The sequence below is a fragment of the Microbacterium luticocti DSM 19459 genome, from assembly GCF_000422405.1.
GTDB lineage: Bacteria > Actinomycetota > Actinomycetes > Actinomycetales > Microbacteriaceae > Microbacterium > Microbacterium luticocti.
Genome location: NZ_KE383825.1, coordinates 1,090 through 15,379, shown reverse-complemented (window position 1 = coordinate 15,379; position 14,290 = coordinate 1,090). Strand labels below are relative to the sequence as shown.

The following is a 14,290-nucleotide window of genomic DNA, read 5'->3' as shown; positions in this document are numbered from 1 at the left end:
CTTCCCCTGCCTCCAGGCTATGCGCCCCCACCGACCCCGGCGCTCCCCCGCGCCGCCGGCCCGGCCGGCCGCCCGGCGACGACGATCCCAGCCCGGCCGCGCGGCGACGACCGGCCCAGCCGGGCCGCCCGGCGACGACGATCCGCGAGAGTGCTTCTGACGGACGAGAGGTCGGGTGTTACCCGCACCTTCGTCCGTCAGAAGCACTTTCGGCGTCAGGGCGCGCGGCGTCAGGGCGCGCGGCGTCAGGGCGCGCGGCGTCAGGGGCAAGGCCTCGAGGCGCGCGGTGAGTGCGCGGGCGGGCGGGAACCGGGGGAATGCGCCGGGCCGGAATGCGTTGGGTAGACTCGGGAGCAGCAACGTGCTCCGGGGTCGGTGAGAATCCGAACCGGCGGTGACAGTCCGCGAGCCGCACGGCCCGAAAGGCCGCCCGGCTGATCCGGTGCAATTCCGGAACCGACGGTGATGCGATGGTCCGCCATCGCTAGTCCGGATGGGAGGCAGCACGCACAGCGCACGGCGTCGCCGTGGGCTGTCGCCTTCCGGTTCCCCGCGCCCGCTGCACGACAGTGAGGAGAGCGGATGGCGGTGACCCCGGCCGAGCGCACCGCGATGGAGCGCGCGCTCGAACTCGCCCGCCGCGGCCCGCGCGGGGTCAACCCGCAGGTCGGGGCGGTCATCCTCTCGCCCGACGGTGCCGTGCTCGCCGAAGGCTGGCATCGCGGCGCGGGCACCGCCCACGCCGAGGTCGACGCGCTCTCGCACCTGACCCCCGAGCAGACCCGCGGCGCCACCGCCGTGGTCACCCTCGAACCCTGCAACCACACCGGCCGCACCGGCCCGTGCGCGCTCGCCCTGATCGACGCCGGCATCACCCGGGTCGTGTTCGGCGCCGAAGACCCCGGCGTGCACTCCGGCGGCGGTGCCGACCGGCTGCGCGCGGCCGGCGTCGACGTCGTCGGCGGGGTGCTCGCCGACGACGTGACCGCCCTCATCGGGGACTGGCTGGTCGCCGCGCGCCTGGGCCGCCCGTTCATCACCGTGAAGTGGGCACAGAGCCTCGACGGCCGGGCCGCGGCATCCGACGGCACCAGCCGGTGGATCACCGGCCCCGCCGCCCGTGCCGACGTGCACGCCCGGCGCGCGGGCTCCGACGCGATCCTCGCCGGCACCGGCACCGTGCTCGCCGACGATCCGGCGCTGACCGCCCGCACCCCCGACGGCGGCCTGTACGACCACCAGCCGGTGCCGGTCGTGCTCGGCACGCGCCCGGTGCCCGCCGATGCGGCCGTGCGCCGCCATCCGCACCCGCCGCTGTTCTACAGCGACATCGACAGCGCCCTCGCCGATCTGCAGGCCCGAGGCATCCATCGCCTGTTCGTCGAGGGCGGCCCGACCCTCGCCAGCGCGTTCGTGCGGGCCGGACTGTTCGACGAGGTGCTCGCCTACATCGCGCCGATGCTGCTGGGCGGCGACCGGCTCGCCCTCGGCGACATCGGTGTCGGCACCATCGCCGACGCGCGCCGTCTGCAGGTCGCGTCGGTTCACCCGCTCGGCGACGACCTGCTCGTCGTCGCCCGCCCGGCCGCCCCGCCTCGCGCATCCACCGCCGCGCCGCCACGCGCATCCACCGCCGCGCCGCCGCGCGCATCCACCGCAGCCCCGCCGCGCACATCCACCGAGACCCCGCCGCGCACACCCACCGACACGCCGCCGCGCACATCCACCGAGAAGGAGAGCTGATGTTCACCGGGATCATCGAAGAGATCGGCCGCATCACCGCTGTCACACCGTCGGGCGACGGCGTGCGGCTGACCGTGCACGCGCCGCAGGCGGTGACGGATGCCGCACACGGCGACTCGATCGCGGTGTCGGGCGTGTGTCTGACCGTGGTCGACCAGGGCCCCGACTGGTTCAGCGCCGACGTGATGCGACAGACCCTCGACATGTCCACGCTCGACGAGGCGGCCACCGGGCGCGCGGTCAACATCGAGCGGGCCTTGGCCGCGGGCGCCCGCCTGGGCGGACACATCGTGCAGGGGCACATCGACGGCACCGGCCGCGTGCTTGCGGTGCGGCCCGGCGAGCAGTGGCGGGTGCTGCGCATCGGCCTGCCCGCGACGCTCGCACCGCTCGTGGTCGACAAGGGCTCGATCGCCGTGGACGGCGTCTCGCTCACCGTCAGCGCGGCCGGCTCCCCCGGCGACGCCGAACCCTGGTTCGAGGTGTCGCTGATCCCCGAGACGCTGGCGGCGACCACGCTCGGCGAGCGCGTCGCCGGCGACCGGGTGAACCTCGAGACCGACATCCTCGCCCGGCACGTGCGACGACTGCTCGCGTTCGAGCCGCGGGCCGAGGCATCCGTCGCCCCGGACGCCGCCACGCCGGAACCGGCTGCCGCGTCGGGGCCGGATGCCGCACCCCTCGCATCGACCGAAGGAGGCTCGCGATGAGCCTGTCCACCATCCCCGAGGCGCTTGCGAGCCTGCGTGCGGGCCGTCCCGTGCTCGTCGCCGACGACGAGAACCGCGAGAACGAGGGCGACGTCATCCTGTCGGCACAGCTGGCCACACCGGAATGGTTGGCCTGGACGATCCGCTACTCCAGCGGCTACCTGTGCGCGCCGATGCCCGCCGACTGGGCCGACCGGCTCGATCTGCCCCCGATGGTCGCCCACAACGAAGACTCGCGCGGCACGGCGTACACGGTGAGCGTGGATGCCGCGGACCGCATCTCGACCGGGATCAGCGCCGCCGATCGTGCGCACACCCTGAACGTGCTCGCCGACCCGGACTCGACGCCGTCCTCGGTGATCCGTCCCGGCCATGTGCTGCCGCTGCGCGCCGTGGACGGCGGGGTGCGCGAGCGCAGCGGCCACACCGAGGCGGCCGTCGAACTCATGCGACTGGCGGGGCTCGCGCCGGTGGGCGCGATCGGCGAGGTCGTCGCCGACGACGGCAGCATGATGCGCCTGCCGGGGCTGATCGAGATGGGCGAACGCGAAGGTATCCCGGTGATCACCATCGAGCAGCTCATCGCCTACCTCGACGAGCACGAGCCGCGCACCGAGCCGGTGACCCGGCGGCGCCGGGTGAGCCTACGCGCCGAGGCGACCGTGCCGACCGCGCACGGGCGGTTCCGCTTTCTCGCCTACAAAGACCGCACCACCGGCACCGACCACCTCGCAGTGGTCTCGGGCGACCTGACCGGCGACGCCGCCCCGCTGGTGCGGGTGCACTCCGAGTGCCTGACCGGTGAGGCGTTCGGTTCGCTCAAGTGCGAGTGCGGCCCGCAGCTGCAGGCGGCGCTGGATGCGATCGACCGCGACGGCGGGGTCGTCATCTACATGCGCGGGCACGAGGGCCGGGGCATCGGTCTGATCAACAAGCTGCGCGCCTACAGCCTGCAAGAGCGCGGCATGGACACCGTCGACGCGAACCTCGCGCTCGGCCTGCCTGCCGACGCCCGCGACTATGCGGCGGCGGCCGGCATCCTCGCCGATCTCGGCGTGGAGCGGGTGCGACTGCTGACCAACAACACCGACAAGGTCGACCAGCTGCGCGCGTTCGGACTCGATATCGTCGAACAGGTGCCGTTGCTGGTCGGCGTCGGCCCGAACAACCATCAGTATCTGCAGACCAAACGCGACAAGATGGGCCACATCATCGACGCGGACGAGCTGGCCGACGCCGTCGGCCGGCTGCACGCGTCCGGCCCCGACGGCGCTGAAACCGAAGGAGCACACGAGTGAGCAAGGACGGCGCGCCCGAAGCGGCGCAGATCGACGGCCGGGGCATGCAGGTCGTGGTGGTGGCGGCATCCTGGCACCGCACCGTCATGGACGGCCTGGTGGCCGGGGCGCAGCGCACCCTCGACGCAGCCGGGGCCACGCACCGACTCGTGCGGGTGCCCGGCTCGTTCGAGCTGGCGTTGGCGGCGCAGGCCGCGTTCGCCGCCGGCGCCGATGCCGTGGTGGCCCTCGGCGTGATCGTGCGCGGCGGCACGCCGCACTTCGAGTACGTGTCGCAGGCGACCACCGACGGGCTGACCCGGGTGGCGTTGGATGCCGGCAAGCCGGTCGGCTTCGGAGTGCTGACCTGCGACGACGACGCGCAGGCGCTCGACCGCGCCGGCCTGCCCGGCTCGCACGAAGACAAGGGCGCCGAAGCGGCCGACGCCGCACTGCAGATGGTCGGCGTGCTGCGCGAGGTGCGCACCGGGCGCTGAGGATTCGGGCGACGACGCCGTCGTACGACGACGGCCCCGCGGGAACGTCGTCCGCGGGGCCGTGCGCGTAGGCGGGTTACGGGCGCCAGATCATCAGGATCACGACGACCACCAGCAGCAGTGTCGCCACGCCGTTGCTGCCGACGATCATGCCGTACCCCGCGGGCTTGGCGCCCTCGGTCGCACCGGCGGTGGTCTCGGCGGCCTTGTTCATCTGCGGCACCACCACGAACACGTTCAGCACGAACGCGATCACGTACAGGATGATCGACCACAGCACCCACGGGGTGGTGATCGAAATCTTCCACATGCCGGCCAGGCCGAAGCCGAGCACGAACGTGATCAGCGACAGCCACGAGAAGATCGCGGTGGACTTCGCCAGCGTCCTCACCTGGCCGGCGTTGCCCGAGCGCAGTGCGCGCAGCCCCGTCATCGGGATGATCGCCATCGGGCCGACGATGAAGACGGCGGTGGCGACGTGCAGGATGCTCATCACGGTGTCCATACCCGCAAGCTTACGTCATGCTGAAGGTAGGACGAAGCCCGCGCGGCCCCGGGTTAGGATGGGGAGCACGCCGGCGATTCCGCCGGCGTTTCCGGTGATCCAGCGTCGGCCCGCCCGACGCATCACCCCTGCCTCGGACGTGCCCACCGGCCCGTCCCACAAGGACCTCGTCCGTCATCTGTCTTGAGGTCCTCACTTCACATGTCTGCTTCCGTCGCGACGACGGCACCGGCCAACCCGCGTTCGCGCGTGATCCTGGCCAGCCTGGTCGGTACCACCATCGAGTTCTACGACTTCTACGCGTACGCCACCGCTGCCGTCCTCGTCTTCCCCATCCTTTTCTTCCCCACCGGCGACGACACCACTGCCCTCCTCGCCTCGTTCGGCGTCTTCGGCGCCGCGATGGTCGCCCGCCCGATCGGGGCCGTGGTCTTCGGCCACTTCGGCGACCGATTCGGCCGCAAGGCCACCCTCGTGGCATCCCTTCTCACCATGGGCATCGCCACGTTCCTCATCGGCTGTCTGCCCACCTACCAGTCGATCGGATGGTGGGCCGCACTGCTGTTGCTCGTGCTGCGCCTCGCGCAGGGGTTCGCCCTGGGCGGCGAGTGGTCGGGCGCGGCACTCGTGGCCACCGAGAACGCCCCGCAGGGCAAGCGCGCCTGGTACGGCACCTTCCCGCAGATGGGCGCGCCGCTGGGTTTCATCATCGCGAACACGATCTTCCTGTTCATCAACGTGGCGCTGCCGCACCCCGACGGCGCCCTGCAGGGCTCCGAGGCGTTCCTCTCGTGGGGGTGGCGCGTGCCGTTCTGGTTCTCGGCGGTCATGGTCGTCATCGGCCTGTGGGTGCGACTGAAGCTCGTCGAGTCGGAGTCGTTCACGAAGGCCGAGAAGATCGGAGCCATCCGCCGGTTCCCTCTCGGTGAGACACTGCGCAAGCACTGGAAGCAGCTCATCCTCGGCACCTTCATCATGCTGGCGACGTACGTGCTGTTCTACCTGATGACGAACTTCACACTCTCGTACGGCACCAAGGCGACGCTCGATGGTGCGAAGGCCGCCGCCGAGACCGCCGGCACCGCCTTCGATCCGTCGACGTATGTCGCGGGTCTCGGATTCGGGTATGTCGACTTCGTTCTCATGCAGATCATCGGTGTCGTGTTCTTCGGCATCTTCACGCTGCTGGCGGGGCCCGTCGCCGACGCGATAGGACGCCGCAAGCTCCTCATCTGGATCACCTGCGGCATCATCGTGTTCGGGTTCCTGTTCACCGTGTTCCTGCTGCCGCAGGCCGACCCGAAGTTCACGGGCGCCCTCGTCCAGGCGTTCCTCATCTTCGGCTTCACGTTGATGGGCGCCACCTTCGGCCCCATGGGCGCTCTCTTGCCGGAGCTGTTCCCGACGAACGTGCGCTACACCGGATCCGCCGTGGCCTACAACGTGTCGTCGATCCTGGGCGCCGCGCTCGCCCCGATCGTCGCGGTCGCGCTGTGGGCTGCCGCCGGCGGATCACCGTGGCTCGTCGGCGTCTACCTCAGCGTGGCCGGCGTGCTCACGCTGGTCGCACTGCTCCTGTCGAAGGAGACCAAGGACGTCGACTACGACGAGGACAGCATCGGGCTCGGCGAGACCGCCTCGCTCTGAGGGGTCTGTTCAGGGGATGCCGCGGGGTGCGGCATCCCCTCAGTCCAGAAACAGGGCGCGCAGGCGCTTGGTCGTGAACACCAGGCCCACGGCGATCATGACGACGTAGTAGAGGATGTGCCATCCGATCGCGGGGGTGAACGCCCCGGTGGTCAGCGCCCGGATCAGCTCCACCCCGTGCCAGAGCGGGAACGCCATGATGACGGTCTGGATCCACTCCGGGTAGATCGAGATCGGGTACAGCGTGGCCGAGAACAAGAACATCGGCAGCAGCACGATGTTGATCCAGTCCATGTGCTGGAACGTCTTCATGTAGCTGGTCACCGCCATGCCCAGGCTCGCGAACCCGAAGGCGATCAGCAGCACCGCCGGCAGCGCGAGGATCGCGGTGGGTGCCAGGTTCAGCCCGAACACCTGCATGATGACCATGAACCCGCACGCGTACAGCAGCCCGCGCAGCAGCGCGTACAGGATCTCGCCGAGCGCCACATCCAGCGGCCCGAGCGAGGTGGCCAGCATCCCCTCGTACAGCTTTCCGTAGTTCAGCTTGAAGAACACGTTCCAGGTCGAGTCGTAGATCGCCCCGTTCATCGCCGACACCGCCAGCAGCGCGGGCGCGATGAACGCCGCGTACGGCACCGTGATCCCCGCCGACGTCTGCACGTCACCCACCAGCGCGCCCAGCCCCAGACCCATGGATGCCAGGTAGAAGACGGGTTCGAAAAAGCCCGACAGGATCACCACCCAGCTCGACGAGCGCGCGGCGATCAGCCCGCGCTGCACGACCGCCCACGGGTTGCCCGACCACAGCGCGCGCACCCCGCCGCGATGCCGGGTGGTGTCGACCTCGTCGATCACGGCCGTCATTTCGCCAACCTCCGGGTGAACATGCGCCGCACCGCCAGGTAGCCGCCGACCGCCAGCACCAGCAGGTAGCCCAGGTGCACGACCAGCATGACCGGGTCGACCGGCGCGCCGAAGCTCGCCATCCGGCCGAGTTCCGTGGCGTGCCACAGCGGCGAGATCCACCCGATCCACTGCAACCAGATCGGCAGGTTCGTCAGCGGGAAGAACGTCCCCGAGAACAGGAACATCGGCATGAACACGAAGCGCTGCACCAGCGCGAACTGGCCGGTGTCCTCCTGAAGCGACGCGGCATACGCGAGCAGTGGCATCCCGAACGCCAGTCCGGCGAGCAGACCGACGAACACCGCCAGCCACGCGGTGGCCGCAGCCGGCACGGTCACGACCGGCAGCACAGCACCGAACGCCCAGATGAACAGGTAATAGGCCGCGGCGGCGAAGAACATGCGAGCGGATGCCGCGATGATGACGCCGTTCGCGATCTGCGGCGACGACAGCGGTGAGGCGTTGAAGCCGTAGAAGTAGCGCCGCCACTTGAAGCCCGCCATCACCGGGTAGGTGAACTCCTCGCTGGCCACGGCGATCGTCGCGGTCATCAGCAGCGCCGGCGCCACGAACACGAGATACGCCACGTGACCGCCGCCGGCGGTCGGAATGCTCTGCTGGATGAGTGCGGCCAGACCGATCGCCAGCCCGAACAGGTACACCAGGGGCTGCCCGAGAGCGCCGACGACGATCGTCCAGCCGTACGCGCGCATGGCACGCAGCATGTGCTCGGCCGCGTACCAGCTGCCGAACCGGCGGGGTGCGCGACCGCCGGCGAGGGCCTCGGCACGCAGCTCGTCGAGGGTCGGGTGCGCGCCGCGGGTCGTGGCATCCGTCATTCGATCAGCGACCTTCCGGTCAGGCGCAGGAACACGTCCTCGAGGCTGGAGCGGCGCACGAGGCTGGTGATCGGCTCGTGGCCGTCGGCGGTGACCCGGTCGAGGGCGGCCTCGCCGTCGGCGGCATAGATGAGGATGCGGTCGGGCAGCACCTCGACGCGGTCGCCGATGCCCTGCAGCCGGGGGGCGATCTGCTCGTTGCGGCTGGACCCGAACCGCAGCTCGAGCACCTCGCGGCTGGAGTGTTCACGGATCAGCGACGACGGTGTGCCCTGTGCCATGATGCGGCCCTTGTCGACGACGATGAGGCGATCGCACAGCTGCTCGGCCTCGTCCATGTAATGGGTGGTGAGCACGAGGGTCGTGCCGCGTTCCTTGAGCCGGAACAGCCGGTCCCACAGGATGTGCCGGGCCTGCGGGTCCAGGCCCGTCGTCGGCTCATCGAGCAGCAGGATGCGCGGGTCGTTGATCAGCCCGCGGGCGATGGTGAGCCGCCGCTTCATGCCGCCCGAGAGCTGGTCGACCTTGTTCTTGGCCTTGTCCTGCAGCTGCGCGAACGCCAGCAGTTCGTCGGCCTTGCGCGCACATTCCTTGCCCGGCATGCCGAAGTAGCGGCCGTACACGTACAGGTTCTCGCGGGCGTTGAGCTCGCCGTCGAGGTTGTCGTCCTGTGGCACCACACCCAGCCGCGACCGGATCTCGGGCCCGTACCGGTTGGGGTCAAGGCCCAGGATCTGCAGGTCGCCGCTGGTGCGCGTGGACACCGCGCCGACCATCTTCATCGTGGTCGACTTGCCCGCACCGTTGGGTCCGAGCAGGCCGAACGACTCCCCCGGCGCGACCTCGAAGCTGAGGTCGTCGACGGCGGTGAAGTCAGGCTTTCCCTTCACCCGATACGTCTTCACGAGGTTCGCGGCGCGGATCACGGGTTCAGGCACCGGACCACTGTAGCCGGGGCTGCCGACACCCGCACCCGCGGCCCCGCGGCGGCGGCGCCCGTCACGACAGGCGGCGACGGTAGATCGCCATCGCCCCGGCGTAGGCGACCACGAGGATGCCCACGCACCACGCCAGCGCGATCCAGATGTCGGACCCTACGGGCTGCCCCGACAGCAGGGCCCGGATCGTGTCGACGATCGAGGTCACCGGCTGGTTCTCGGCGAACCACCGCACCGGGCCCGGCATGGTGTCGGTCGGCGCGAACGCCGAACTGAGGAACGGCAGGAAGATCAGCGGATACGAGAACGCGCTCGCCCCGTCGACCGTCTTGGCGGTCAGGCCCGGGATCACCGCGATCCAGGTGAGCGCCAGCGTGAACAGCACGAGGATGCCCGCGACCGCCAGCCACGGCAGCACGCCCGCGCCCGAGCGGAAGCCGAGCAGCAGCGCCACCCCCGTCACCACCGCCAGCGACACCAGGTTCGCCACCAGCGACGTCAGCACGTGCGCCCACAGCACCGCCGACCGGGCGATCGGCATGGACTGGAACCGCTCGAAGATGCCGCCCTTCATGTCGAGGAACAGCCGGAACGCCGTGTACGAGATGCCCGACGCGATCGTGATGAGCAGGATCCCGGGGAGCATGTAGTCCACATAGGGCTGTGCGCCGATGTCGATCGCGCCGCCGAAGATGAACACGAACATCAGCATGATCGCGATCGGCATCACGGCGGTCGTGATGATGGTGTCGGGGCTGCGCAGGATGTGCCGCAGCGACCGGCCGGTCAGGACCACGGCGTCGTCGACGAAGTGGGTGGTCATCGGTTCTCCTCCGTGATCTGGTCGGCGGGGCGGGCGGATGCCTCGTCCCGGGCGCCGACGACGGCGAGGAAGACCTCTTCCAGCGTCGGCTGCTTCTCGACGTACTCGACCTTCACCGGCGGCAGCAGGCGCTTCAGCTCGGCGAGCGTGCCGTCGGCGATGATGCGGCCTTCGTGCAGGATCGCGATGCGGTCGGCCAGCTGCTCCGCCTCTTCGAGGTACTGCGTGGTCAGCAGCACCGTGGTGCCCTGCCCCGCCAGTTGCCGCACGGTGTCCCACACCTCGAGCCGGCCCTGCGGGTCCAGGCCCGTCGTCGGCTCGTCGAGGAACACGACCGGGGGGTCGCCCACGAGGCTCATCGCGATGTCGAGCCGCCGCGTCATGCCGCCCGAATACGTCGCGGCCCGGCGCGAGCCGGCCTCGGTGAGCCCGAACCGCTCCAGCAGCCGGTCGGCGATGCCTTCCGGGTCGCGCAGGTGCCGCAACCGGGCGACCAGCACGAGGTTCTCACGGCCGGTGAGGATGCCGTCCACCGCCGCGAACTGCCCGGTCAGGCTGATCGACGCGCGCACCCGTTCCGACGCGGCCGCCACGTCGAAACCGGCGACCTCGACGAATCCGGCATCCGCCCGCAGCAGCGTCGACATGATGCGCACGAGCGTCGTCTTGCCCGCGCCGTTCGAGCCGAGCAGCGCGAAGACGCTGCCCGGCGCCACCTGAAGATCGACCCCGCGCAGCACGTGCAGATCCTTGTAGGACTTCTGCACGTCCCGCACGCGGATCGCGGGTCCACGGTCCATTGCTTCTCTCTTCCGTCACTCTGACGTCGTAATGGTGTCACTTTGACGTCATCTTGGCGTCACAGTAGCATAGGGTCATGCAGATCACCACCCACGTCGAGGACCTGCAGCGCCAGCTGCTCGCCGCGGCCGCCGCCGGCACTCCCGAGGCCGCCGAGATCGCCGAGCACCTGGTCACCGCGCTCGACGCGTCGGCGCGCCTGGTGCTGCTGGAGGCGCTGTCGGATGCGGCGGGCGAGATCACCCGCGAACTCGCCCCCGGTTCGGTGGACGTGCGCCTGCGCGGGCGCGACGTGGACTTCGTGGTGAGCCTGCCCGCAGCCGAGCACGCGAATGCCGAACCCGCCGCGACGGCGCCGGCCGTGGCATCCGACGACGATGCCGATGCCGCCTCGACGCGCACCACGCTGCGTCTGCCCGAGGCGCTGAAGACACGGGCCGAGACGGCGGCGGCGGCCGAGGGGCTGTCACTGAACACCTGGCTGGTGCGCGCGGTCACCGCCGCACTCGAGCCGCGCCGACCCGCCGCAGGCGGCGGCACGGCGAACGCCTACACCGGGTGGGTGCGATGACCGCGTCCCCCGTCGAGGGCCCCGCCACTGTGCAGGTCGAGGTGCAGATGGGCCGCGTCGAGGTGGTCGCCGGCGACCGCACCGATGTGGCCGTCGCCGTGACGCCGAGCCGGCCGAACCGGGCGGGCGATCGGCGCGCGGCCGAGGCGACCCGCATCGAGCGGGTCGGCGAGCGCATCGTCGTGAAGACACCGTTCCGTATGCGGATGCTCGGCCCCGGCGACTCGGTCGAGGTGCGCGTCGAGGTGCCGGCCGGGACCGACCTCACCGTGACGGTCTCGTACGGGTCGGTGCAGACGGCGGGGAAGCTGGGCGCCGTGCGGGCCGACGTGTCGTACGGCGATCTGGATGTGCAGGCAGCGCAGCGTTTCGACCTCACCGGCGGGCACGGCGACTACCGCGTCGGCGAGGTCGACGGTGATGCCGGGATCGGGATCAAGTCGGGCAGCGTACACCTGAGCCGGGTGGGCGGCCGGCTGCGGGTGACCGGCGCCGACGGGCGCATCGAGATCGACGCGCTCGACGGGCCCGGCGAACTGTCCACCTCCAGCGGCGCGATCGAGGTCGGCACCGCGGCATCCGATCTCACCGTCCGCGCCGCCTACGGCGGCATCACCGTGCGCGAGGCGGTGCGCGGCGCCGTGCGGATCGACGGGTCGTACGGCAACGTGGACGTCGGCGTGCGGGGCGGCACCGCGGTGTGGCTGGATGTCGGCTCGCAGCACGGCGTCGTGCGCACCGACCTGGCCGCGGACGCCGGCCCGCGCGACGGCGAAGACACCCTCGAACTGCGGGTGCGCACCGGGTACGGGTCGATCACCGTCCACCGCGCCGTGGGTCGCGATCGCCGACGCCCTGGGCGTGACCCGTCAGGCAGCACATAAGAAATACGGACGACAATGACAGGCGGCCCTCCCGGCGCCACGTCTCGCCCCGATTCCGGAAAGACACCCCGTATGTCCGCATCCCCCGCCGCCCCGGCGCGGCGCTCCCTGTTCCGCCGCGGCCGACAGGACGGCCCTCGCGCGAGCCTGCGCCAGCTGCTGCCCTACATCTTCGAGCACCGCGGCGTCGTCACGGTCGTCGTGATCCTCAGCATCCTCGGTGCGGCCGCGAGCCTCGGTCAGCCGCTCGTGGTCGGCCAGGTGATCGCCCGCGTGCAGGCCGCGCAGCCGCTCGGTTCGCTGGTGTGGCTGCTGGTCGCGCTGGTGGTCGTGGCATCCCTCCTCTCGGGATACCAGCACTATCTGCTGCAGCGCACCGGCACCGCCGTCGTGTACTCCAGCCGCCGACGCCTGATCGCCCGCATCCTGCACCTGCCGATCAGCGAGTTCGACGCCCGCCGCACCGGCGACATCGTCTCGCGGGTGGGCACCGACACGACGCTGCTGTACGCGGTGCTGACGCAGGGGCTGGCGGATGCCGTGGGCAACGCACTGCTGTTCGTCGGTGCCATCATCGCCATGGCCGTCATCGACCCCATCCTGCTCGTGCTGATCCTCGTGGTGATCGGCGCCTCGGTCGCGGTGGTGGGGATGCTGTCGGGCCGGATCCGGCGCGAAACCCGGGCGCAGCAAGAGAAGGTCGGCGAACTCGCGTCGGGCGTCGAGCGGGCCGTGGGCTCGATCCGCACCATCCGCGCGTCGGGCGCCGCCGACCGTGAACAGACCGCGATCACGGCGCTCGCCGCCGAGACCTATGACGTCGGCGTGCGCATCGCGAAAGCGTCGGCGCTGGTGGTGCCGATCGCCGGCATCGCGCTGCAGGTGTCGCTGCTGGTGGTGCTCGGCGTCGGCGGGTACCGCGTGGCATCCGGCGCCCTCACCATCGCGTCGCTGGTGACGTTCGTGATGTTCCTGTTCATGCTCATCCAGCCGCTGGGCACGTTCTTCGGCGCGATCATGTCGGTCAACCAGGCGCTCGGGGCGCTGGGCCGCATCCAGGAGGTGCTCGATCTGCCCACCGAGACGCAGGACGACGCCGCCATCGCGGCGCGGGTCGCATCCGTCGGCTCGGCCTCGAGCGAGGGGCGGGATGCCGCGGCCGCGGCCGCGATCGAGTTCCGCGACGTGCACTTCGCCTATCCGGCGGCGGTCGTCGAGGCCCGGCGCAAGGCCGAGACCGAGGCGCTCGCCCTGCTCGAGTCGGCCCGGGTCGATACGTCGGGTGTGGACCTGCCCGAGACGACGGATGCCTCGGGCCCGGCGACCACGGACGGCGAGGTGCTGCACGGGGTGTCGTTCACGGTGCCGCGCGGCTCGCGGGTGGCGCTGGTGGGCCCGTCGGGTGCGGGCAAGTCGACGACGCTCGCGCTCATCGAGCGGTTCTACGACCCGACCGACGGGGCGATCCTCGTCGGCGGGATCGACGTGCGCACGCTCGACCGCGCCGCGCTGCGCGCACAGCTCGGATACGTCGAGCAGGATGCCCCCACCCTGGCGGGCACCATCGCCGACAATCTGCGGCTGGCCTCACCCGAGGCATCCGACGCCGACTGCGAACGCGTGCTGCGCGCGGTGAACCTGGGCGAGGTGCTCGAACGCAGCTCGCTGGGCATCGACGCGCCCGTCGGAGAGGCCGGCGTCATGCTCTCGGGCGGCGAGCGCCAGCGGCTCGCGATCGCGCGGGCGCTGCTGGCCGCTCCCCCGATCCTGCTGCTGGACGAGTCCACGTCGTCGCTGGACGGACTGAACGAGCAGCGCATGCGCGAGGCCATCGACGCGGTCGCGACCGGGCGCACGCTCATCGTGATCGCGCACCGGCTGTCGACGGTGGTCGATTCCGACCACATCGTGGTGATGGACCACGGCCGCGTCGTGGGGCAGGGCACCCACTCCGAGCTGGTCGAATCCACGCCGCTGTACCGCGACCTCGCCAAGCATCAGCTGCTGGTGTGAGCGACGTGGAGAATCACGCGAGGTGCCTCATGTCGAGATGCCCGCGAAATGGTTCCCGTGCCTCATGTAGGAATGCCCGCGGAATCTAGCCTGTCTGGCGGAGCTTGACGCCGCGGGCTGTGTCGGGCGGCGG

At 70.8% G+C, this 14,290-nt stretch carries 14 protein-coding genes and 1 riboswitch; of the genes, 8 read left to right on the top strand and 6 right to left on the bottom strand.

The genetic code is table 11. From position 1 onward, the window contains the following. The first annotated feature begins 358 nt into the window (after nt 1-358). Nucleotides 359-510: riboswitch (FMN riboswitch) on the top strand. A gap of 72 nt (nt 511-582) precedes the next feature. From ribD to ribH, 4 genes are read left to right on the top strand one after another with little or no spacing between them, the layout of a single operon-like run. Then, a complete protein-coding gene (ribD, locus tag H577_RS16625; RefSeq protein ID WP_084516260.1) occupies nt 583-1,743 on the top strand; it encodes a bifunctional diaminohydroxyphosphoribosylaminopyrimidine deaminase/5-amino-6-(5-phosphoribosylamino)uracil reductase RibD in 1,161 nt (386 codons plus the stop codon). Continuing rightward, nucleotides 1,743-2,453 (top strand): riboflavin synthase, encoded by a 711-nt coding sequence (locus H577_RS0113755; protein ID WP_029146436.1) that lies wholly within the window; start codon nt 1,743-1,745, stop codon nt 2,451-2,453. The genes ribD and H577_RS0113755 overlap by 1 nt, the downstream gene beginning before the upstream one ends. Then, nucleotides 2,450-3,751 (top strand): bifunctional 3,4-dihydroxy-2-butanone-4-phosphate synthase/GTP cyclohydrolase II, encoded by a 1,302-nt coding sequence (locus tag H577_RS0113750; RefSeq protein WP_029146435.1) that lies wholly within the window; start codon nt 2,450-2,452, stop codon nt 3,749-3,751. Before H577_RS0113755 ends, H577_RS0113750 begins: the two co-directional genes overlap by 4 nt. Then, nucleotides 3,748-4,227, top strand: coding sequence for a 6,7-dimethyl-8-ribityllumazine synthase (gene ribH, locus H577_RS0113745; RefSeq protein WP_029146434.1), 480 nt, complete (start codon nt 3,748-3,750; stop codon nt 4,225-4,227). The genes H577_RS0113750 and ribH overlap by 4 nt, the downstream gene beginning before the upstream one ends. Before the next feature lie 76 nt (nt 4,228-4,303). Here the strand turns inward: ribH and H577_RS0113740 are convergent, their stop codons facing one another. Then, the gene (locus H577_RS0113740; protein WP_029146433.1) at nt 4,304-4,732 is read right to left on the bottom strand and encodes a DUF2269 family protein; all 429 of its coding nucleotides are present in this window, start codon (nt 4,730-4,732) and stop codon (nt 4,304-4,306) included. Nucleotides 4,733-4,933: 201 nt separating this feature from the next. On the opposite strand from H577_RS0113740, the gene H577_RS0113735 reads away from it, so the two are divergent. Then, nucleotides 4,934-6,379, top strand: coding sequence for an MFS transporter (locus H577_RS0113735; RefSeq protein WP_029146432.1), 1,446 nt, complete (start codon nt 4,934-4,936; stop codon nt 6,377-6,379). A gap of 39 nt (nt 6,380-6,418) precedes the next feature. On the opposite strand, the gene H577_RS0113730 is transcribed toward H577_RS0113735, so the two are convergent. The 5 genes from H577_RS0113730 to H577_RS0113710 form a co-directional block, all read right to left on the bottom strand. Beyond that, nucleotides 6,419-7,246, bottom strand: a complete 828-nt coding sequence (locus H577_RS0113730) for an ABC transporter permease (RefSeq protein WP_029146431.1) — start codon at nt 7,244-7,246, stop codon at nt 6,419-6,421. Further along, complete coding sequence (locus H577_RS0113725; RefSeq protein ID WP_029146430.1) at nt 7,243-8,127, bottom strand: ABC transporter permease; 885 nt, start codon at nt 8,125-8,127, stop codon at nt 7,243-7,245. The genes H577_RS0113730 and H577_RS0113725 overlap by 4 nt, the downstream gene beginning before the upstream one ends. Further along, nucleotides 8,124-9,065: an ABC transporter ATP-binding protein gene (locus H577_RS0113720; RefSeq protein WP_029146429.1), complete on the bottom strand. Its 942-nt coding sequence runs from the start codon at nt 9,063-9,065 to the stop codon at nt 8,124-8,126. Before H577_RS0113720 ends, H577_RS0113725 begins: the two co-directional genes overlap by 4 nt. 61 nt (nt 9,066-9,126) lie before the next feature. Then, nucleotides 9,127-9,888, bottom strand: a complete 762-nt coding sequence (locus H577_RS0113715; protein WP_029146428.1) for an ABC transporter permease — start codon at nt 9,886-9,888, stop codon at nt 9,127-9,129. Then, nucleotides 9,885-10,688 carry an ABC transporter ATP-binding protein gene (locus tag H577_RS0113710; protein WP_029146427.1) on the bottom strand — a complete coding sequence of 268 codons (804 nt, stop codon included), beginning with the start codon at nt 10,686-10,688 and terminating at the stop codon, nt 9,885-9,887. Before H577_RS0113710 ends, H577_RS0113715 begins: the two co-directional genes overlap by 4 nt. 77 nt (nt 10,689-10,765) lie before the next feature. Here H577_RS0113710 and H577_RS0113705 point away from each other — a divergent pair, with 77 nt between their 5' ends. The 3 genes from H577_RS0113705 to H577_RS0113695 all read left to right on the top strand — a co-directional run bounded on the left by H577_RS0113705 (nt 10,766) and on the right by H577_RS0113695 (nt 14,157). Beyond that, complete coding sequence (locus tag H577_RS0113705) at nt 10,766-11,260, top strand: toxin-antitoxin system HicB family antitoxin (protein WP_029146426.1); 495 nt, start codon at nt 10,766-10,768, stop codon at nt 11,258-11,260. Next, nucleotides 11,257-12,144 carry a DUF4097 family beta strand repeat-containing protein gene (locus H577_RS16620; protein WP_051192052.1) on the top strand — a complete coding sequence of 296 codons (888 nt, stop codon included), beginning with the start codon at nt 11,257-11,259 and terminating at the stop codon, nt 12,142-12,144. Before H577_RS0113705 ends, H577_RS16620 begins: the two co-directional genes overlap by 4 nt. A gap of 72 nt (nt 12,145-12,216) precedes the next feature. Further along, entirely contained in the window at nt 12,217-14,157 is a 1,941-nt protein-coding gene (locus tag H577_RS0113695; RefSeq protein ID WP_029146425.1) for an ABC transporter ATP-binding protein, read from the top strand. Nucleotides 14,158-14,290: the final 133 nt, after the last annotated feature.